Genomic DNA, 22736 nt, shown 5'->3' with positions numbered 1-22736 from the left:
ATTGACCATTTTAAAGGGTCTTTAGTTAGCCAATTGTAGTTCTACAATGTCTAAATTCATTTTTTCTAACTGCGATCTAATAACTTGACCGTCGCCAACAACAATCCATTGCATCGGTTGGCTCAATTCTTTTGCAGCAATCTCGTTCAACTGTTTAAGTGTAATGGTGTTGATAATTTTATTTTGCTGTTCGCTATAGTTTTCAGGTAAATTAAATTGTAGTAACTGTCTTAAAAAACCACTTTTCTTTCCTGGTGTTTCGTAACTTAACGCTTCATTTTGTGAAATCGCTTGGCGCATGAAGTCAACTTCTTCACCTGTTAAACCATTCTCTTGATAATCAGCTAATTCTTTCTCAATTTCAACCATAGCATCAAAAGTATGCTCTTTTTTAACGCTAGCGCCTGCACTAAATAACCCTAACGTTTTTCCTGCCGTAAAATAACTTGATGCACCATAGGTGTAACCTTTATCTTCACGTAAGTTCAAGTTAATGCGACTATTAAATGCGCTACCTAATGGATAGTTCATTAATGTCGCTTTAAAGTGATCTCCTGTCGCATCATAAGTCATTGCTCTACGACTATAGCTGATAACTGACTGGCTGGCGCCTGGTAAGTCAACAAAGTAGATCTTATTCGGCGTTATTTCAGGGAATGACTCATATGAAGGGATTGTATAGTCAGCCCCTTTCCATGATTTTAAATAATCCAGTTTAGGTAGAATTTCTTTTTTACTGATATCACCAACAATAACCAAGCTCGCTTGCTTAGGTGAAAAATACTGTTGATAGAAGCCTTTAACATCAGCCAAAGTAATACCAGAAACTGTGCTTATAGTACCTTCATTTGATAAGCCTATACGGTTATTTTCGCCATAAGTTACCAACTTAGATGCTTTATTTGCTAAGTTGCGAGCATCTTTATTACCTTGCTCTAACCCCTGAATTAGCTGATTTTTAACTCGGTCAAAATCACTTTCTGCAAAAGCAGGGTTTCTCATCATATCAACCATTAACAGCAAAGTTGCATCAAGATTCTTGACCAAAGAATTAACTCTAATCGTTGTATTTCTTCCTGATGCGCTCACTGAAATATCACTACCTAGTTTGGCGAGTTCATTAGAGAGTTCTTCTTTAGTATAATTAGTAGTACCTTCATTCATTAAACTTGCAGTAAGCGAGGCAAGACCTGCTTTTTCTATAGGATCGAGTAAAGGTCCTCCTTCGATACTTAATAATAAACTTACCGTTGGCGTTTCATTATTTTCTGTTGCAATAATTTGTATGCCATTATCAAAACTATCACGCCACAATGTCGGTACTTCAATTTGCGGGTTAGTACCAGACTTTGGCATAACACTACGATCAAAGGTGCTGCTATTGCTCATGATAGGCGTATCAATTGGAGTAAGTGCTGGAGGAGTATTAATGTCAGGTAAAACAAAATTATCTGCTTTAGCGATTAACTCTTTTTGTTCATTAGGGTAAATGGATAATATAGCCGCGCCTTTATCCTTAATATAAGTTTGATAAACACGCATAACATCGGCTTTAGTCACTTTATTGTAACGAGCAACTTGCTGTTCAGAATAGTCAGCATTTCCTAAAACTGTTTGATAATGCGCTAACGTTGACACTTTACCTGAAACACTTTGTAAGCCATAAATAGTACCGGTTTCAATACTTACTTTCGTTTTGAGTAAATCTTCATCATTAACACCACGTTCTTCAAACTCAAGTAGAGTGTCGTTGATAACCTGTTCAATTTTAGCTAACGCCATGCCTTGCTGTGGATTGGGCAAAGCGTAAAAGCTCATTTGACAAGATAATTCCTTACAAGGGTGATTTGCCCCCGCTTGTACTGCAATACCAGATTTGACTAAGTTCTTATAAAGTAACGATGTGGGTCCATTACCTATAATATTTGCAAAAACATCTAAAGCAGCTTCATCTTCATGCATGCCATAAACCGTTGGAAAACTAATATAAAGTAAAGGCAAAGACACATTATCACTGAATGAGTAATAACGATCTTCAGCTAATGTTGTTAGTTGTTTTGGCATATTATCTACTTGAGGACCAGCTTTTAAGTCACCAAAATATTTTTTAATCCAAGCCAATGTTTGCACTTCATCTATATCACCGCCGATAGTTAACACGGCATTATTTGGACCATACCAGCGGCTAAAAAACTCTTTCAAATCGGTAACCGTGCCTCGATCAAGATCAGGTAAATAACCAATTACCGGCCAAGAATATGGATGTTCTCTTGGGTACATCATTTGATTAATCGTTTCGTTCAACCGACCATAAGGGCGGTTATCAACATTTTGTCCACGTTCATTTTTGACGGTAGCACGTTGTATTTCAAACTTCTCTTCAGTGATAGTTTCTAATAAAAAACCCATGCGGTCTGACTCAAGCCAAAGCATTTTCTCTAATTGGTTTTTAGGTACTGTTTCGTAATAATTCGTTCTATCCGCATTAGTTGTTCCATTTAAACTACCACCACTTTGCGTAACAATTTTAAAATGCTGTTCATCAGCTACATTTTTTGAACCTTGAAACATCATATGTTCAAAAAAGTGAGCAAAACCTGATTTTCCAAGCTGTTCTCTTGCTGAACCGACATGATATGTAACATCAACGTGAACCAAAGGATCAGAGTCGTCTTGGTGTAAAATAACGGTTAAACCATTGTCTAATTTATATTTTTTAAACGGTATAACTAAACGTTCGTCGGTAGCAACGACAGTCTCAACTAGTTCAACACCTGCAGGCAAGCTGACTTGTGCACCAATGTTAGCGGAATTTTGCTGAGAATTTCCTTGATTCGTACAGGCAAATAGTAAAGCACTAGCAACGGCAACAGCACTAATTTTAGAGATAAAATAAAACGTATTTTTCAAAATAACATCCGATATTGAGAGTAAAAATAGATTGATTGAATTATCATAGCAAATAATACCAACAAGTAGACTGATAAAATGTTTAAAGTTATTTCACAAACCAATGATTTTGTTGTCATAGCAAAAAATGCAGACGTGAATTTTCATGATGAAGGCATACCAGGTTCAGGGCTATTCTCAAAAGTAAAAGAATATATACTTGGCGAAGATAGCAGCCAAGAGCTCTACCCTATTCATCGGTTAGATAAGATGACTTCGGGTTTACTGGTGTTTGCAAAGAATAATATCAGTGCAAAAATCTTTGGTGAGTTATTTGAAAAACACCAAGTAGAAAAGTATTACCTTGCTATTAGCGATACTAAACCAACTAAAAAACAGGGGCTGATCAAAGGAGATATGGCAAAAAGTCGTAGAGGCATGTTTAAGCTTATGAGAACGCAGAAAAATCCTGCGATTACACAGTTTTTTTCTTATAGTATGGAAAACAAACAGCGTCTATATTTACTAAAACCTCACTCAGGTAAAACACACCAACTACGGGTAGCATTAAGTAGTATTGGCGCTCCAATTATTGGCGACCCGTTATATAGTACAAATTCGAAAACTCACTCAAAAGTACCTGCTGATAGAGGTTATCTACACGCCTATGCTTTACGGTTTGAGTTTTTAGGTGAACCTTATGAGTTTATTTTTCCACCTGATGAAGGCGATTTTTTTCAAGCAGGTTGTTTAGCTGATATGCTAGAGCAGCTAAATAAACCTTGGTTGTTAAATTGGCCTAAACTGTAACCTAAAAAAAAGCCATCATTTACGCCATACCTAATCTAACAACAATATGCAGTAATCGGGTATGGCGCTAACTATCTATAATAAAGCCATTTATAAAGAATGAAAAAATACAATAGCAATAGCACTTGGGCAAACAAATTTAGTGTACCACGGCCAAATTTTCCAAAAGAAGCTATGTTCAACCATGTCATTCCCTTGCTTTAGTTCTTTCAGTATTTGATTACGTTGCCAAATCCAACCAACAAAAACACAACACAACATAGCAATTAATGGTTGTCCGTATACTGTTGAAATAGAAATAACTAAACCAAAAAGCTCATCAAAATTTAATATGATAATTGTACTTAGTATAAATATCCCTAATCCTACTAATGCCGTTGCTTTCTTGCGTTCTACATTATGACGTTCAACAGCAAAAGATACTGGCCCTTCTAACATTGAAATAGAAGACGTTAACGCTGCAATAGACATTAAAACAAAGAAACCAAGAGCAACAAATAAACCAATACTGCCCATACTATTGAACAATGTTGGCAGCACATCGAACACTAAATTAGGACCCGAAATTAAGCTTCCATCGTCACTAAAAATAGCAACACCTTGATATTGTGCGACATACATAGAAGGGATAATTAACAAGCCTGCAAGGAAGGCGATGGAAACATCAATTAACGTTACTTGCGCTCCAAGTGAAACTAGGTTTTCTGTTTTAGAAATATAAGAGCCATATATAATCATGACACTCGTTCCTAGCGATAAAGAAAAGAAAGCTTGGCCAAGTGCGCTAATTAACAAATCAGGCTCGAAAACTCGCGAAATATCAGGCTGTAAATAAGCAGCGAAGCCCTCTTCTGCGCCTTCTAAAGTAAAGACATAGATAATCAATAAAACTAGTAATCCAATAAGCATTGGCATTAATCTTTTTGACCATTTCTCGATACCTTCTTCAACACCACGGCTGATAATGGCCACCGTAAGTAACATAAACAAACCAGTAAAGACTAAATTACGCATAATTGATTGTGATGTTAACCAACTTGATGTTTCGTTAAGCCCTAACATTGATGTGATTGGCTCAATTGCATACGACATCATCCAACCGGCAAGAATGCCATAAAAACTCAAAATAAGTGCAGCACAAACAATACCGCCAAAACCAACAACAAACGCAAAACGTTTTTGCCACAGTGCGCGAGACATTTTCTGCATGGACGTAACCGCATTGGCTTGCCCATAACGGCCAATTAATAATTCAGCCATAAATGCTGGATATGCTAAACTAAATGCAAGAACCAAGTACACTAAAACAAAAGCTGCGCCACCATTACTTGCTGTTTGTGTTGGGAACCCCCAGATGTTACCTAGTCCGACAGCTGACCCAGCTGCAGCTAAAATAAAACCTAAGCGTGAGCTAAAACCACCTCTTAATTTATCCATTACTAACTCTCATTTTTATTATTTTCATTTATTAACTCACGGTTATTTTCTTCTACAATTCATTTTTCTACAAAGTCATTCACTTTATAGTTTGATGCTTATTTCACGCAACAACATAATCTACTTAAAAGCGATCAAGAAAAGTAGTCTTATAATATATAGTTTTTTTCATCAATGTAACTATGAAGTTATATCTATAGTTCAACAGTAGACTTATTTTCCTCATCATTAAATAAATCGCCAAAAACTGTAGAACATTGCTAGAATATTAATTAAACAAGTTATTTACTGTTACAGGAATTCTGCTTTGAAATATTTATCAATCGCGATTAACTTTTCCTTTTTTATATTTTGTATCTCAACCACTTACATCCATGTATCAGCAGCTGAAACACATTCCATTGAAAAAACACTTCCTTTAACCGATTACTTTAGCCAAACATGGAGTACCCATGATGGGCTCCCACACAATGGAATTAACGCTATATCTCAAACGACTGATGGCTACCTTTGGGTGGCCACCTGGGAAGGATTAGCTCGATTCAATGGCAGAGAATTCAAAGTATTTACGCGTGGCTCTGCCATTGGGTTACCCGATTCATCAATAAAAAGCCTAACCTCTACGCCCGAGGGTAAATTATTAGTTGCAGGTGCTCGTGGTGGCTTATCAGAGCGCTATAATAACCAATGGGCAGCAGCCTCTTTAGCAACTACTATGATTAACCACGCCATTTACGATCACAATGGCAATATCTGGTTAGCCCTAGAAGGAAAAGGCGTTATTTACCGTAATATAAGCTCTCAACAAGATACAGTTATTATTGATAATATACGCGCCTATAAAATAGTTGAAGATAATAAAGGTACTATTTGGGTAGCAACAAATAAAGGTATATTTTCAGTTAACAATCAAAGCATTGTTCGCCATTTTGATGAACAATATGGTTTACCTAACTCTCCCACCGACGATATTCTTTTAACCCATGACAACAAACTTATCGTAGCGACCAAGCAAGGAGCTTATAAACAAGTTAATGGTATTTTTGAACTATTACACCCTCAACTGGCTAATGAAAGAATTAGCAGCTTACTGCAAGATAAAGCTCACAATATTTGGTTAGGAACTGATAACCACGGAATATTTAGACTCCATAACAATAACTTGGAACAATTAAATGATCAAAGTGGTTTACCCAATAATAGAATATCCGCACTTTACCAAGATAGAGAGCAGAGTATATGGATTGGTACAAGTAGTGGTTTGTTTCGCTTACGAGAAGCACCATTTATTACCTTAACGACGAAGCAAGGCTTATCAGGGAATTACGTACGCAGCGTTTTATCTCATTCAGATGGCAGTATATGGGTTGGTAACAGCAAAGGCTTAAATAAAATTGTTAACGAGCAAGTTACCTCTATTAACGTCAACCAAAACAGAAGCCTTTCCGTTTTAAGTTTAGCAGAAACACCACAGCAAGAAGTTTTAGTAGGCACATACAATCAAGGGCTATTTACCACTTCAAATAATCAACTTGAAGAATTATTAACCGTCAAAACAGGCCTACCAAGCAATGAGATCAGAAGTATCTTAGTTGATTCAGCTAATAACCTTTGGGTCGGAACAGCTTCTGGCTTAGCAAAAATATCACCTGACAATACGTTAGAGATATTTAACAAACAAAGTGGCCTACCGGCCAGCTTTATAATGACCCTTGCTGAAGATGAGTTTGGTAAAGTATGGATTGGCACCGGTGATGGTATAGCTTCTTACGATAAAGGTGCAATACAAACTTATAGATTGAATGATAAATTTGATGCGGAATATGCTTTTGGTTTTTATGTTGAACAAAACACTCTATGGATGGCAACCGATCGAGGCCTTATTTATATTAATTTAACAACCAATGAAATGAAGGCCGTCAATAAAGAAAACGGTTTGCCCGTAGATAAAATATTTCAAATAGTTATCGATGAAAGCAATACGTTTTGGTTAACGAGTAACCGAGGCATTATTAGTGTTACCAGAGAAGAAATTGATAGTATTATTCACGGCAAGAGTAAGTCCGTCGATTTTAAATTATTTGCGGAGGGTGTTGGCCTACTTAGCTCACAAGCTAATGGGGGATCAACACCTGCCGCCACGCTTCATAAAGATGGCAGTGTTTGGGTTGCTACCTCAAAAGGCGTTAGCCATATTAATAATGAAAGATTACAACGAATGGCAGAAAAAGTCATTCCTGTAGTTATTGAGCAATTCGAAGTCGATGGAAAATCTTACCCTATACAGCCCACAATAATCTTACCTAAAGGCGCATCTCGCATCACAATTCATTATGCAGGTTTAGGTTATTTAATGTCTAAACATATTGAATATCAAACCCAGCTGATTGGTTTTGATAAAACATGGCAAAATAAAAATAATAAAACATTCACCGAATTTACAAATTTAGAGCCCGGTGACTATACTTTTAAAATGCGAGCAAAGTATCCTAGTGGTCAATGGCAAGAGCATTTAGCGACTATTAATTTCACCATTACCCCGCTTTATTGGCAAACAACCTCTTTTAGATTATTTATTGTCATCATTGTTTGCTTCACCTTATTTATGCTTTATCGCTACCGAATTATCACCATCAAACGTAGTCAAGAACAATTAAAACAACTTATTGAGCAGCAAACACTTGAGATAAAAAAACAGGCAGAATTATTTTCTTATCAAGCTAATCATGATCAGCTCACGGGATTGTTTAATCGTCGTGCATTTGATGAATGGTGTAATAATGATTTTGAGAAAGCAAAATTAGCACAGCAACCATTAACAGTAGCGATAATAGATATTGATCACTTCAAAGATGTTAACGATAAGTACTCACATTTTATTGGTGACCAAGTAATTAAAAAGGTTGCTGACATTCTACAAACGGTTATTCAAACTAGTTCAGCACAAATAAAATTAGCACGTTGGGGTGGCGAAGAGTTCACATTATTAATTAACAACAATGTTAAAAAATCTTATGATTTATGTGATTTACTCAGAGTATCAATAAAGAATTATGATTTTTCAAGTATCGCAGAAAACCTTAATATTACAATAAGTATAGGATTAACTGATAATAGTGAAGTCAGTGAGTACGATAAAATGCTTAATCAAGCGGATCAGGCACTATATTTTGCTAAACATAATGGGCGTAATCAAGCCAGAATTTACCAAAGCCAAGACAGTGATAATAACAAAAGAGTAGATAAACGTATCACTCAAGTGATACGGACAAAATCAAGGGGAGATGATAGCTAGTTAGCGATAAGACGACGATATTAAACATATTAATATCGTCGTTTAGATAGAGGCTATTATTAGTCTGTTTCTGGGCGCATATGCGGGAACAAAATAACATCTTTAATTGTTGGTGAATCAGTAAATAACATAACCAATCGATCAATACCAATACCTTCACCTGCTGTTGGCGGTAAACCGTACTCTAACGCATTGATATAATCGGCATCGTAATGCATCGCTTCATCATCGCCAGCATCTTTTTCAGCTACTTGCTTTTGGAAACGTTCAGCTTGGTCTTCCGCATCATTAAGCTCTGAGAAACCATTCGCTAACTCACGACCACCAACAAAAAACTCAAAACGGTCAGTAATGAATGGGTTTTTATCATTACGGCGTGCAAGTGGTGACACTTCCCATGGGTATTCTGTGATAAACGTTGGTTGGTCTAATAAATGCTCTGCTACTTCTTCAAAGATTTCACAAATATATTTACCTGGCCCCCATACTTTAGAAGCACTACTTTCTTTAACACCAACCGCTTTTGCCATTGCTTTTATTGCGTCGAAGTTGTTTTCTGGATCACGTAATGCCGCTTCATCTAATTGATCAGCGCCATGATGATTTTTACCATAAGTTAAAATTGCATCAACCATAGATAAACGAGCAAAAGGTTTACCAAAGTCATAGAATTTTTCTTCAACTACTTCGCCATCACTATTTTTAACCGTATTACGAATTGTAGTAGTACCTAAAACGTCCTGTGCAATGGTACGTAACATTTCTTCGGTAATATTCATTAGATCATGGTAATCAGCGTAGGCTTGGTAGAATTCAATCATGGTAAATTCTGGGTTATGACGCGTTGAAATACCTTCATTACGGAAACTACGGTTAATTTCAAATACACGATCAAAGCCACCAACAACTAAACGTTTTAAGTTAAGCTCTGGTGCTATACGTAAGTACATATCCAGATCAAAGGTATTATGATGAGTCATAAATGGTTTAGCTGTTGCACCGCCAGGGATAATTTGTAGCATTGGCGTTTCAACTTCCATAAAATCACGTTGTGTTAAAAAGTTGCGAATACCAGCCACAATTTTTGAACGAACTTTAAACGTATTACGTGTATCTTCATTAATAATTAAATCAATGTAACGTTGACGATATTTAGTCTCTTGATCAGATAAACCATGAAATTTCTCTGGTAATGGACGTAAAGACTTAGTTAATAATGAGTATTCATCCATATTCACGTAAAGGTCACCCTTACCTGATTTATGTAAAATACCTTTGATACCAACGATATCGCCAATATCTAATGAACCCCATTTTTCTCTAATTTCTTTTTGTACCGTTTTTTCAGCATAACCTTGAATACGACCTGACGAGTCTTGGATTACTAAAAATGGTCCGCGTTTTGCCATTACTCTACCAGCAATAGCATAGGTAACTTGTAGCGCTTCAAGTTCTTCTTTTGTTTTTTCACCGTGTTCAGCTTGAATATCTGCAGCTAAATGTTCACGATTAAAATCGTTAGGAAAACCATTTGCTGAACAATTAGAGCGAATTTTTTCAAGCTTTACACGACGTTCAGCAATCAACTTGTTTTCATCTTGTGCTGCAGGTGCATTATTTGCTTGACTGGCTTTAGTGGCTTTATCTGTCATTATGTTTCTCAAAGTTATCTTTAGTTTTTCAATGTGTTGAATGGATTATTTAAAGATTAATCCTACAAACCAGACTTCAAACTGGCTTCTAAGAATCTGTCTAAATCACCATCTAATACGGCCTGGGTGTTTCTATTCTCAACACCCGTTCTTAAATCTTTAATCCGGCTATCATCTAGTACGTAAGAGCGAATTTGACTACCCCAACCTATATCTGACTTACCATCTTCTAACTCTTGTTTACCTTCATTTTGCTTTTGCATTTCCATTTCATACAATTTTGCTTTAAGAAGCTTCATCGCCGTGGCACGGTTTTTATGCTGAGAACGGTCTGCCTGACACGCAACTACAGCCCCCGTCGGTTCATGAGTAATACGAATAGCTGAATCAGTTTTGTTTACATGCTGACCACCTGCGCCAGAAGCACGAAAAGTATCAATACGCAGGTCTGCAGGGTTAATATCAATTTCAATATTGTCATCTATTTCAGGATAAATAAACGCTGAAGCAAATGAAGTATGACGTCGACCTGATGAATCAAATGGTGATTTTCGCACTAAGCGATGTACACCAGTTTCAGTTCGTAACCAGCCAAAAGCATATTCACCCGTGTATTTAATAGTGCAACCTTTAATACCCGCAACATCACCGCCAGTCACTTCAATCACTTCGGTTTTATAACCATGCGCTTCACCCCAACGTAAATACATGCGCATTAGCATTTCAGCCCAATCTTGCGCTTCTGTACCGCCAGATCCCGATTGAATATCTAAATAACAATTGTTAGCGTCTTGTTCACCACAAAACATGCGGCGAAATTCTAGCTTTTGTAAAATAGTATCTAGCGTATTAGCTTCGGCTTGAGCATCATCAAAGGTTTCTTGATCTTCTTCTTCAATCGCAAGCTCAAGTAAACCTTCTATATCATCACAACCCGTTTCTAATTCAACAATGGTATTAACCACTTCTTCTAGTGAGCTGCGCTCTTTACCTAATGCTTGTGCCCGTTCAGGCTCATTCCAAACATCAGGTAATTCTAATTCTCGTGAAACTTCAACTAGGCGCTCAGCTTTAACATCGTAGTCAAAGGTACCCCCGAAGTAAGTCAGCACGTTCACGGATTTCTTTTAATTTATTTATTATTGGGTTAACTTCAAACATAAGTCTTCGAATAGAATCCTTCAAGCTAAATAAGCATTAATATACAGCTGATAATAACGAGCTAAACAGCAAAAAATAGTGGCGCATTATAGCGCAAAAATATGAGTAAATAAACGACTAAGAATCAGTGATTTTTGACTTCGCGTTAAAGTAATTAATGTCTAGGATTCAGCAACGGTAAGGTGTTCAACCATCAACTGTACTGTTCGTTTACCACGAAACTCATTAACATCTAATCGATAAGCTAAATGTACTTGTTTTGCCTTAGGATTTGGCCAAGCTTTAAGATCAACATTAAAGGCGATTCCATCAATCACCACACCTGCTTTTTCAAGCACTAGTTTAAGGTGTTTTTCCCCAACAATACGCTGTTGTATTAAGGAAAATACGCCATCGAATAATGGCTCTGGAAAGTTTTGGCCCCATGGTCCTGCGTCTCTTAATTGCTCAGCAAAGCTTAAGGTGATGTGATTAGTGTCTAATTCGCCATCAGATAAAATGATACTTTGTAAGTCTTCTGCTTTGAGCCATTGGCTTGCTAACTCGTTAAACACCTTTTGAAATTTTTCAAAGTTTTTCAAGTTAATTGATAAGCCGGCAGCCATAGCATGACCACCAAATTTCAAAATTAAGCCTGGATTTTGACTATCGATATGTTCTAACAAATCGCGTATATGTAAGCCAGGGATAGAACGAGCAGATCCCTTAATTTCTTGGCCTTCTGATTGACGTTGTTCATCGTCTTTGCCTTTTGCAAAGACGATACAAGGACGATGGTATTTTTCCTTTAAACGCCCAGCAACAATACCAATAACACCTTGATGCCAGTCTTGTTGATACAGTGCTATCGCACTGGGTAAGTTATGTTCATCAAAGCTTAATGATTTAAAAACGCTTTCAGCTTCTATCTGCATGCCTTGTTCTATTTCTCTTCGTGCTTTATTCAAGTCATCTAACTCTACTGCCATCGCTCTAGCACTAATTAAATCAGGAGCAAGTAAGCAATTAATCCCATAAGACATATCATCTAAGCGACCGGCTGCATTTATTCTTGGCCCTAGCGCAAAACCAAAATCTGACGCAACTAAACGCTGTTGGTTTTTATTGGCTATTTCAATTAATGCTTGAATACCAGGGCGAGTTTGTCCTGCACGTATGCGTTTTAGGCCTTGCTCGACTAAGATTCGATTATTGCCATCAAGTGAAACAACGTCAGCGACTGTACCTAAAGCAACTAAATCAAGTAATTGAGCAATATTGGGTTCATTAATATTTTGCTTTGTAAAATAGTTTTTTTCGCGAAGATAACTGCGTAAAGCTAGCATTACATAGAAAGCGACCCCTACGCCAGCGAGCGATTTACTTGGAAATGGGCAATTAGGTTGATTAGGATTAACAATGGCATCGGCTTTTGGTAACTCATGGCCAGGTAAATGATGATCCGTAACAATCACTTGTAAGCCAAGCTCTTTTGCACGATTAACACCGGCAACACAGCTAATGCCATTATCAACGGTCACTAGCATTTCTGCCCCCTGGCTTGCAGCAATATCGACTATTTCAGGCGTTAACCCATAACCATATTCAAATCGATTAGGCACTAAAAATGAATGATTGCTGCTCCCCATAGAAGATAAAGCAACCATCATTAAGGCCGTACTCGTTGCTCCATCAGCATCAAAATCACCAACAATAATAATATTAGTGTTATCGAGTAGAGCCTGATAGAGCAATGCACTAGCATCGTCTAACCCCTTTAAGACATAGCTAGTCCCTTCAACAGCACTCAATCCTTCTAAATTTGCTACTTTTAAGTCTAATTGTTTTGCTGTTTGAACACCTCGACAAGCATAAATTTGTTTAATAATAGGCGGCAAGCTATTAGGGAGGTGATCGTCACTAAAATGCTCGCGGCGAATTATTTTTTTCATACTTTATAGGTCTTAATTGTTTATTTAAAATTTAAATTATATGCTTTCTAATAATTTTAATAATTGTTTTGGCTCTTGGTAACCTGGTACTAACATGCCATTTGATAAAACTAATGCTGGTGTACCATTAACGCCAATTTGACGACCAAAATTTAACTGTTCTTCAATAGGTTTATCACAAACACGATAAGCAACACTACCGGTATTTTTTCCACGAGTCATGGCTGCTTTTGGATCTTCATTACACCAAACCGAACGTAAATCTTTAAATCCTTGAGAATAGTTTCCTGCTTGATCTTTAATACCTGCACGAGGAAAAGCTAAATAACGAAAAGTAATACCAAGATCGTTATATTCAGCCATCTGTTTGTGCATTTTACGGCAATAACCACAGCTAATATCAGTAAAAGCTGATACAACATATTTTTCATCTTTTGCTTTAAAAACAATCATATCATCTTTAAATTTGTCAACGCCATCAAGGCGAACTTTAGCTAAACTCGCTTCAGATAAGTCTGTTACTTTAGAAACTAAACTGTAAACTTTACCTTGAATAAAGTAATCACCATCGTAACTAGAATAAAAGACACCTTGATCACTCATAAGCAAAGCGATACCTGGTACAGGTGTTTTTTCAACTTTATTAATAGTTAAACCTAACTTTGCTTTGATTTTTGCCTTTAGCACATTAACATTTAATTTTGCTGACGCTGGTTCAACATTTTTTACAACATGATTTGATTCAGATGCGTCATGTGCTTCGGCCATTTGATTCACTGAGAAAAAGCCAACTGCGACTGCAGTAACTACACCACCAATAATAAACAACTTGTTAAACATACTTTATTTCCTAAATTTATTTCGATTAATAATGAAACTAAGTGCAGTAATTTTTTACTCACTTAATACTACGCAGATAAGCAGACCGCTTTGTTGCCAATGAAATTACAGCCGATAGTGTAACTTTGCAAACAATAAATTGAATTGTACTAAATGCTTTTGTTAAGATCATGGCAATTTATACCAAATGAAATAATTAATAAACTACTTCATTTAGTATTACATCTATTCTTACACTTTAGGCAAACTAATATGAAAATTGGCTTATTCTATGGCTCAAGTACATGTTATACCGAAATAGCAGCTGAAAAAATTCAAGAAACCATAGGCGCTGATTTAGTTGAATTACATAATATTAAAGATGTACCGTTAGCACATTGTCTTGATTACAACTTTATTATATTGGGCATTTCCACATGGGATTATGGCGAACTTCAAGAAGATTGGGAATCTATTTGGCTAGATATTAATGCTATTGATTTGAGTGGCAAAGTTGTTGCGTTATATGGCATGGGAGACCAAATAGGTTATACCGAGTGGTTTCAAGATGCGTTAGGCATGTTACATGAACAAGTAATTGCTCAAGGAGCAACATTAATCGGTTATTGGCCTAACCAAGGCTATGAATTTTCAGCATCAAAAGCACTCACTGAAGATAGTCAACATTTTGTTGGTTTAGCACTTGATGAAGATAATCAGTACGATCTCAGTGAACATCGAATTCAACAATGGTGTGAGCAAATTTTAGAAGAATATAGTGAAAGTTAGTTTTAATATAGATGGTTATTGCTTATGAGATAAAGTAGTTACAGACATCATGAAAACCTCTATAATAACGCAATAGTAATATCCATCTAAAATTAGTGAAAATCATTTATGTTTGAGCAATTTGATCTCGACTCAGAATTATTAGCCAATGTGAAAGCATTAGGTTACAAAAAACCTACCTCTATCCAAGACTTAGTCATACCACAAGCAATGACAGGTAAAGATATACTTGCTTCTGCACCGACAGGAACAGGTAAAACAGCTGCATTTTTGCTTCCTATTGCTCAGCACCTACTTGATTACCCTCGTACTAAACCTGGTTTTCCTCGAGTATTAATTTTAACGCCTACACGCGAATTAGCCATTCAAATAGGTGAAGATAGTGAAAACCTGACTAAATTATCTAAAATAAAAACAGGCGTTATCACTGGTGGAGTAAATTATGGTAGCCATAATGATATTTTAAACAGCACAACCGATATTTTAGTTGCAACACCTGGACGATTATTAGAATACATAGAGAATGAGCAGTTTGATGCGCGAGAAATTGAAATATTAGTCCTTGATGAAGCCGATCGCATGTTAGATTTAGGTTTTAGCGAAGCCATAAATCGCATAGTAGGTGAAGCTCGTTGGCGTAAACAAACCATGCTTTTTTCAGCAACATTAGAAAGTACAGGTGTTATTCGTTTTGCAAAAGAAGTATTAACAGAGCCTGAGTTTTTAGAAGCAACGCCTTCGCGTAAAGAAAAAGCTAAAATACATCAATGGATACATCTTGCAGACAATGCATCGCATAAACTAGATTTGTTAGTAAATACATTAAAACAGGAAGGTGTTAACCGAACGGTTGTTTTTGCTAATAAAAGAGAAACAGTTCAGTATTTATCAGGCAAATTATATGCGGAAGAATTACCTTGTGTATGGCTTGAAGGAAAAATGCCACAAGACAAGCGCAATCAAGCAATTGAACGTTTTAAAAATGGTGAGGTAAAAGTACTGGTAGCAACAGACGTTGCCGCTCGAGGGTTAGATATTGATGATATCACCCATGTTATTAACTTTGATATGCCACGCCAAGTCGATATTTATGTCCATCGTATTGGCCGTACAGGAAGAGCCGGCTCAAAAGGTACGGCTATTTCATTAATAGAAGCTCATGATATGGGAGTTGTCGGCAAAATTGAGCGTTATCAAAATGAACGTCTTCAACGAAGAATTATTAATGAGCTTCGTCCAAAAAATAAAGAGGCTAAAGTTGCTAGCAAAAAAGCTAAAGTAAAACGTACAACTTCACAGAAAAAAGCTAAAGCTAAAAAACAGAGCAAGAAAAAAGCCAAAAAAAGCAAATCTAAAAATTAAAAATTATGCGTTAATAATTGTTTAGCCTTTTGTAACGTAACGCATGTGTGATTTCTTTAACGATGAATAATGACCTAAATGAATCACACAACACACATTGCGAGCAGACTAAAAGTAGTTGCCTTTATCGGGATTGAAAATGACCCAAAAAGATAATAAAAATAAGCTTACCGACACTTTTATCAGTTATCGTAGGACGATCAAAGCCCTTATTAGTCGTATTGTTAAACCTGATGATATTGATGACATAGTACAAGAAACCTTTGTACGTAGCTACGAAGCAAATATGAAGCAAGAAATAAAGTATGCTCGTAGTTATATGCTTAAAACAGCTAAAAACATTGCCTATAACCATAATGCGAAATGGGACAATAAATATAATGATTCAATAGAGAGCTTTGTTGAACTTCCTCTAGAGTTGAGTAGTAATCACTTTGAAGACGACTACGAATCTAAAGAACGATTTTTATCTTTTTGTCGAGCTACAGAGCAATTATCAGGCACTGTACGTAAATGCTTTATTTTAAAGAAAGTGTATGGGCTTAGTCAAAAAGAAATAGCCCAGTACTTACAGTTAAGTGAAAGTACCGTTGAAAAGCACGTCGCTAAAGGTTTATTAAAAAGTTTTCAATATATGGAACAAAGGCATCATAAAGAAGGTCAAACTTCAGTAATTAAAAATATTAAAAAAGCAAAAGTACAAATGTAGCAACTAATACTAGCCAATAAACTAAAAATATCGAAGAATAATCGAGTAACGCAATGAGTAATGTAAGCCAGTTTCACACTAAAGAAGACATCCAGGCACAGGCGTGCCTTTGGATTAGTCGTATGGATCGTGGCTTATCACTATCTGAACAAAAAGAATTAGTTTTTTGGTGCGAGCAAAATACTGCACATCTCAATGCGTTATTGGAAATGGCTTCTTATTGGGATGATGTTTCTGTTCTTAATGAATTAAGTGATTTATTTCCACTAGATAAGCTTAAAAAAATTCGTCATCATTTCTCTGCTATAGTATTAGCTGCCAGTGTTGCTATTGTTTCTATACTTTCAGTTAATGCCTTTGTTGATAAATCATTTATACCTTTCATCCCTTCACTAAACGAGCAATCATTAACACAAATACAAATATTAAAAACCAATATAGGTGAACAGAACAGCTTCACTATGAATGATGGTACTCACATTCAATTAAATACCAATACGATTGTTCATGTATCTTACACCCCATCATCACGCCAGTTAACATTAATGCAAGGGGAAGCAAGGTTTGATATAGCTAAAGATAAATCACGTCCCTTCACTGTAACCTCGGGGGATAAATCATTCACCGCATTAGGGACTATATTTAATGTACAAAAAAATAGTCATAGTGATATTGAATTGATGGTAACTGAAGGTAGAGTTTTAATTACTAAAGCAACAGAAACACTTGAAGTAATAAGGCATACTCTGTTGACAACAGATGAAAACACAAACCAAACAGAACTCCCTGGAATATTGGTAAGTTCAGGCGAAAAAGCCACAATAACCAAACAGCCTGATATGCCTATTGAACAAGTATCACTTGATCAGATACAACGTGATTTAGCTTGGCAGCAAGGTATGCTCATTTTTAATGGTGAATCATTATCTAATGCGCTCGCTGAAGTAAGCCGATACACAGAAACTCATTTTAAAATATCTGATCCGACAATTGCTGATATTAAAGTCTCTGGGTATTTTAAAGCTAATGATGTAGAAGGCTTATTAGCATCACTGAAAAGTAATTTTAATATTAGTTATTCAAAGGCTGCTAATAGTACAATTTTACTTGCGCTTAATGAATGATCTACCTACGTAAAATATAGATTCTAATCTCCCTGCCATTTTATAAAAATATGCTTTCATTGTTTACTAGCTATTTCTCACCATTTAGCTTAATTTAAATAATTAAAATTAATTTATAAAACCATAGAGGATTTCTTCTGCTCACTTGTTTATTAATACTGCACCGTTGGCGAGATAAATTTCGTCTGTTCCAACTTTCAGCTAAGCTAAAACCGTTATTAAAATATTTCATTAGCGTGAATATAGTTCTAGTAACGCTCAGTGCAAATGCTGCTAGTTTGATGCGCTATGATATTAACAAACAACGAGCTGATAAAGCCCTAATTGCATTTGCCCAAAAATCAAATCAAACCATTATATTCTCGTTTGATTTAGCCAAGCAGTATCAAGCAAATGAGTTAAAAGGCTATTTCTCAGTAAGCTCTGGTCTCAAAAAATTATTACAAGACTCTGGCTTAATTGCTGTTGTTAATAACTCTGGTCAACTTAGCATTCAAGTTGATAAACACTATAGAGGAATTACAACAATGAAAAATAACAAAGTAAAATTAGCACTAATCCCTATGATATTGGGTGCTGCTAGCCAAACTGCTCTAGCCCAAGAAACAGCCCAAATAGATGAGACTAGTGTAGAGAAAATATCTATTATTGGTAGTCGTGTTGCAGGACGATCAGCTGATGATTTACCTGTACCTGTTGACATTCTTTCAGCAGAAGCTCTTGCTAATACAGGACAAACAGAAGTAGGTAGAATGCTACAAGCGATTGCACCTTCTTTTAACTTTTCAAGCTCTGCTATCAGTGATGGCACAGATGCACTTCGTCCGGCAACTTTACGTGGCTTAGGACCTGATCAAACCCTAGTTCTTGTCAACGGAAAACGACGCCATCAAGCAAGTTTAATACATATAAATACTTCTGTTGGTCGTGGCACAGCCGGTACAGATATGAATGCGATTCCAGCTTCATCAATTAAACGGATAGAAGTACTTAGAGATGGTGCTGCTGCACAATATGGCTCTGATGCAATAGCAGGTGTTATTAATATTGTTCTAAATGATGCGAGTGATGGTGGTAAAGCAGCTGTTTCTTATGGTGAATATTCAGAAGGTGATGGTGAAACCACAAATGTGGATATTTCAAAGGGATTTGCTTTGGGAGATAATGGGTATTTAAATACTACCTTGAATTTTCGAGATCGCGGCTATACGAACAGAGCTGGTTTACATGGTTCATGCCAATTTACTGGCTGTACTGACATAGGCGATGGCACCATGCTACTAGGAGATCCTCGTGAGGCAACAGCGACACGTAATACTTTTAGAATTGGCGATGCAGACTCAAATCAATTTGGTTTAACCGTTAACACTGGTTATGAGCTAGGTAATGGCGAATTATATGGTTTTATTACTTACTCAAAACGTGACAATGAATCAGCCGCTTTCTTTCGCCATAATGCAAATACTGATGGTAATGCACCATTGCTAGATGGCGATGCCACTGTACCAATGGGCTTTTTACCTAAAATAAATTCAGATATTAAAGATATTTCTTATAACTTTGGCTACCAAACTGAATTTGATAATGGTGCTTCATTAGATTTGTCTTATACCTATGGTCAAAACAATATTGACTATACAACAAGTGATTCTATCAATTCATCTTATGCTAATGCTTTACAATATAATGCTGACGGTTCATACGCTGATATCACACCTGATGAAATACGTAATTCAGTACCTAGAGAAGCATTTGCTTATGGTTTAGAGCTTGCGTTATCAACAATAAATATTGATTATACTCAAGACTTCGATTTGTTTTCATTAGCAATGGGCGCTGAGATTCGTACTGATACTTATAAAATAACACCTGGTGATGAATATTCATATCGAGACTACGATACGGTATTAGGCCAAAGTTTATTTGCAACAGATACTGGCGCAGGTATTCAAGGGTTTGGAGGTATTGGAGCAATATCTGCAGTGGATGAAACACGTAATGTTGTTTCATTTTATGTAGATACTGAAATGGAAGTCACTGAAAATTTAATCGTAAGTGGTGCTGTACGTTACGATGACTACGATGGTTTTGGAGATAGCAGCAACTTCAAACTTGCTGCTAATTGGTCTTTAACTGAAGATGTTGCCATCCGTGGTGCTATGAGCACAGGCTTCCGTGCCCCATCAATGCAACAGTTATATTTTAATAACATCAGTACACAATTTAAAACTAATCCAGATGATCCTACGGGTAATCAAATTGCCGTCCAGGTTGGTACATTCCGTAATGATTCAACGTTAGCACAAGCAATTGGCATTCCTGAGTTAAAAGAAGAAGAATCAACAAACCTAAGTCTTGGTACTGTTATTCGACTTGCTGATAGCATTAATTTAACTATCGATTGGTATTCAATTGATATTGATGATCGTATTGTCCTAAGCAACTCACTAGGCCAAGGTTTATCTTCAGCATTAGATTCAGCCTTATTAGCTGCTGGTGCTGGTGGAGGTCAATTCTTTCTTAATGGTGCTGATACCGAAACATCAGGTATTGATATAATAGCCACTTGGAATGGTGAAATGTTAGGCGGTGATTTAGATTTAACTTTCGCAGCTAACTTTACAGAAACTGATGTTGTTAAAATATTTGCACCTGCCAATAGTGGTTTAGGCGATGTTTCACCTGATAAAATATTTTCAGAGCAAGATATATCAATTATCGAAGAGTGGCAGCCACAAGATCGTATCAGTTTAAGTGGTTTATATAGAGTGGGAGACTTTACTGTAAACTTAGCTTTTAATCGTTATGGTGAATACACAGTAACGGATGGTGGCCAACAAACTTATGGTGCTGAAGTGTTAACTGATTTACGTGTAAGTTACCAAATGAATGAGAATATTTCTTTCAATATTGGCGGCAATAATTTATTTGATGTTTACCCTGATAAAAATGAAATTGGTAACTCACGTACAGGTACTATTGTTGATGCAAGTGGTAATGTGATCGTTAATAGCCCTGGCGTATTTACATATTCTAGACGTTCTGCACCATTTGGATTTAATGGCGCATTCTATTATGCTGGTGTTGAATATAAATTTTAAGACAGTATGCTAAAGTATAAAAATAAAAAAAACCTGAATTAATTCAGGTTTTTTTTATTTATAACATTAATAGTAGTTATAATTATTTTCTACGTCTATTATTACTATTGCGACCTCTTAATGCTTTATCTCGCGCTTTCTTCTTGCTTTCAGGTCTTTTAGGAGTACTAACCTTAGTTAAATCAGGCTCATATCCTGGTAACCATTGCTGTAATAATCTATCATCAATTACTTTTTCAATCGCGGTTAATAACCATTCTTCACTTGGTGAAACTAACGAAAGTGCTAAACCACTTTTACCAGCTCTACCTGTACGACCAATACGATGTACGTAATCTTCCGCAACATAAGGTAACTCATAATTTACTACATAGCCCAAATCAGCTATATCAATACCACGAGCAGCAACATCAGTAGCAACCAGAGCGCGTGTTTTTCCTTCTTTAAACTCTAATAGTGCTTTATCTCGCGCACCTTGTGATTTATCACCATGGAGTGATTTAGCTTTAATACCATCTTTACAAAGCTCTTTTGCAAGCTCATCTGCTGTTTGCTTAGTTCGTGTAAAAATAAGAACTTGTTTCCAATTCCTAGAGCCAATTAAATAAGAAAGTAATTCACGCTTTCGATCTGCATCAACAGTATAGACTAACTGCTCAACACTATCGGCCACTTCCGTTTTTTCATCAATAGTGATCACTTGAGGATCTTTTAATAATAATTTACTAAATTTATATAAAGAATCATCAAACGTGGCAGAAAATAACAACGTCTGTCTTTTTTCTGGTACTTGCTGCATGATACGATCAATTTCGGCTTTAAAACCAAGATCTAATATTCTATCAGCTTCATCAAAAACTAAAACAGACAACGCTTCCAAGCTTATATGCTTATTAAATAATAAATCCAGTAATCGTCCAGGTGTTGCAACCAAAACATCAACACCTTCAGCAAGCTTACTCACTTGCGGCTTGATACTTACCCCACCAAAGACCGCTACCACTTTAATATCAGTATTAACACTATACTGATTAAAGTTCGTATAAATCTGTTGAACTAGTTCCCGAGTTGGCGCAAGCACCAGAACAGATAATGCTCTAGTTCTGTTGGGAGTAACAAGAAGATTATTGAGTATTGGTAACGCAAAAGCAGCAGTTTTACCTGTACCTGTTTTTGCCCTAGCCATAACATCATTACCCGCTAAAATAAGAGGTATTGCTTTTACTTGAATATCAGTTGCCTGTGTATACTCAAGTACTTTAAGGTTTTCTTGTAAGGAATTTATGAGTGGAATACTAGAGAATTTCATATCAATTTACATAACAAAATAAGAAGGTCAGTTTATCAGATTTTTCTCCTGATATAGGTAAAACTCAAAAAAGAAAATTGCGGCTTTTAAAATTATTACCCACTTTATAGATAGCTACCTTTTTTATAGCTTACATCTATCAAGGTACAGCATAAAAAAATAAGTTTATTAATGTTCATATAAAACTTTAATCTCCTTAACCTGATGCGATGGTTTCCTCGATATTAGTTCGCATAACAAATCATTAAACCGTAAGCAATAACAACACATTATACCAATTCCGATATTTTTATGATCTAATAAAATATCAATTTCAACAGTTTTATGATCTAATATAAGCTCAGACGA

Annotated in this window: 14 protein-coding genes; 7 read left to right on the top strand and 7 right to left on the bottom strand. The window is 36.2% G+C overall.

What is annotated here, in order from left to right; translation table 11 throughout:
• Nucleotides 1-21 precede the first annotated feature (21 nt).
• Nucleotides 22-2910 (bottom strand): pitrilysin family protein, encoded by a 2889-nt coding sequence (locus Q4503_RS10805; RefSeq protein WP_303602256.1) that lies wholly within the window; start codon nt 2908-2910, stop codon nt 22-24.
• A 78-nt stretch (nt 2911-2988) separates the two neighbouring features.
• On the opposite strand from Q4503_RS10805, the gene Q4503_RS10800 reads away from it, so the two are divergent.
• Nucleotides 2989-3699 (top strand): TIGR01621 family pseudouridine synthase, encoded by a 711-nt coding sequence (locus tag Q4503_RS10800; RefSeq protein ID WP_303602255.1) that lies wholly within the window; start codon nt 2989-2991, stop codon nt 3697-3699.
• A 90-nt stretch (nt 3700-3789) separates the two neighbouring features.
• On the opposite strand, the gene Q4503_RS10795 is transcribed toward Q4503_RS10800, so the two are convergent.
• A complete protein-coding gene (locus Q4503_RS10795; RefSeq protein WP_215971918.1) occupies nt 3790-5136 on the bottom strand; it encodes a sodium-dependent transporter in 1347 nt (448 codons plus the stop codon).
• A gap of 307 nt (nt 5137-5443) precedes the next feature.
• Here Q4503_RS10795 and Q4503_RS10790 point away from each other — a divergent pair, with 307 nt between their 5' ends.
• Nucleotides 5444-8431: a two-component regulator propeller domain-containing protein gene (locus Q4503_RS10790; RefSeq protein ID WP_215971917.1), complete on the top strand. Its 2988-nt coding sequence runs from the start codon at nt 5444-5446 to the stop codon at nt 8429-8431.
• Between the two features lie 59 nt (nt 8432-8490).
• On the opposite strand, the gene lysS is transcribed toward Q4503_RS10790, so the two are convergent.
• The 4 genes from lysS to dsbC all read right to left on the bottom strand — a co-directional run bounded on the left by lysS (nt 8491) and on the right by dsbC (nt 14015).
• Nucleotides 8491-10083 (bottom strand): lysine--tRNA ligase, encoded by a 1593-nt coding sequence (gene lysS / locus Q4503_RS10785; RefSeq protein ID WP_215971916.1) that lies wholly within the window; start codon nt 10081-10083, stop codon nt 8491-8493.
• A 62-nt stretch (nt 10084-10145) separates the two neighbouring features.
• Nucleotides 10146-11244, bottom strand: a protein-coding gene (gene prfB, locus Q4503_RS10780; protein ID WP_215971915.1) for a peptide chain release factor 2 whose coding sequence is annotated in 2 segments (ribosomal slippage) — nt 10146-11168 and nt 11170-11244 — 1098 coding nt in all. Because the reading frame shifts where the segments join, the coding sequence is not laid out codon by codon here.
• Between the two features lie 161 nt (nt 11245-11405).
• Nucleotides 11406-13175 carry a single-stranded-DNA-specific exonuclease RecJ gene (recJ, locus tag Q4503_RS10775; RefSeq protein WP_303602254.1) on the bottom strand — a complete coding sequence of 590 codons (1770 nt, stop codon included), beginning with the start codon at nt 13173-13175 and terminating at the stop codon, nt 11406-11408.
• Nucleotides 13176-13211: 36 nt separating this feature from the next.
• Nucleotides 13212-14015 carry a bifunctional protein-disulfide isomerase/oxidoreductase DsbC gene (gene dsbC / locus Q4503_RS10770; RefSeq protein ID WP_215971913.1) on the bottom strand — a complete coding sequence of 268 codons (804 nt, stop codon included), beginning with the start codon at nt 14013-14015 and terminating at the stop codon, nt 13212-13214.
• 252 nt (nt 14016-14267) lie between these two features.
• Here dsbC and fldB point away from each other — a divergent pair, with 252 nt between their 5' ends.
• The 5 genes from fldB (at nt 14268) to Q4503_RS10745 (ending at nt 21079) form a co-directional block, all read left to right on the top strand.
• Nucleotides 14268-14783 carry a flavodoxin FldB gene (gene fldB, locus Q4503_RS10765; protein WP_215971912.1) on the top strand — a complete coding sequence of 172 codons (516 nt, stop codon included), beginning with the start codon at nt 14268-14270 and terminating at the stop codon, nt 14781-14783.
• Between the two features lie 108 nt (nt 14784-14891).
• Nucleotides 14892-16145 (top strand): ATP-dependent RNA helicase SrmB, encoded by a 1254-nt coding sequence (gene srmB / locus Q4503_RS10760; protein ID WP_215971911.1) that lies wholly within the window; start codon nt 14892-14894, stop codon nt 16143-16145.
• A gap of 139 nt (nt 16146-16284) precedes the next feature.
• A complete protein-coding gene (locus Q4503_RS10755; RefSeq protein ID WP_215971910.1) occupies nt 16285-16854 on the top strand; it encodes an RNA polymerase sigma factor in 570 nt (189 codons plus the stop codon).
• Between the two features lie 53 nt (nt 16855-16907).
• On the top strand, nt 16908-17978 hold the full coding sequence (locus Q4503_RS10750; protein WP_215971909.1) for a FecR family protein: 1071 nt from the start codon (nt 16908-16910) through the stop codon (nt 17976-17978).
• 281 nt (nt 17979-18259) lie between these two features.
• Nucleotides 18260-21079: a TonB-dependent receptor plug domain-containing protein gene (locus Q4503_RS10745; RefSeq protein WP_368506797.1), complete on the top strand. Its 2820-nt coding sequence runs from the start codon at nt 18260-18262 to the stop codon at nt 21077-21079.
• Between the two features lie 82 nt (nt 21080-21161).
• Here Q4503_RS10745 and Q4503_RS10740 read toward each other — a convergent pair whose 3' ends face one another.
• Nucleotides 21162-22388: a DEAD/DEAH box helicase gene (locus tag Q4503_RS10740; protein WP_303602253.1), complete on the bottom strand. Its 1227-nt coding sequence runs from the start codon at nt 22386-22388 to the stop codon at nt 21162-21164.
• Nucleotides 22389-22736: the final 348 nt, after the last annotated feature.

The sequence above is a fragment of the Colwellia sp. 6_MG-2023 genome, from assembly GCF_030547765.1.
Classification (GTDB): Bacteria; Pseudomonadota; Gammaproteobacteria; order Enterobacterales; family Alteromonadaceae; genus Colwellia.
The sequence above is the reverse complement of the archived record's forward strand: the minus strand, read 5'-3'. Positions and strand labels throughout refer to the sequence as shown.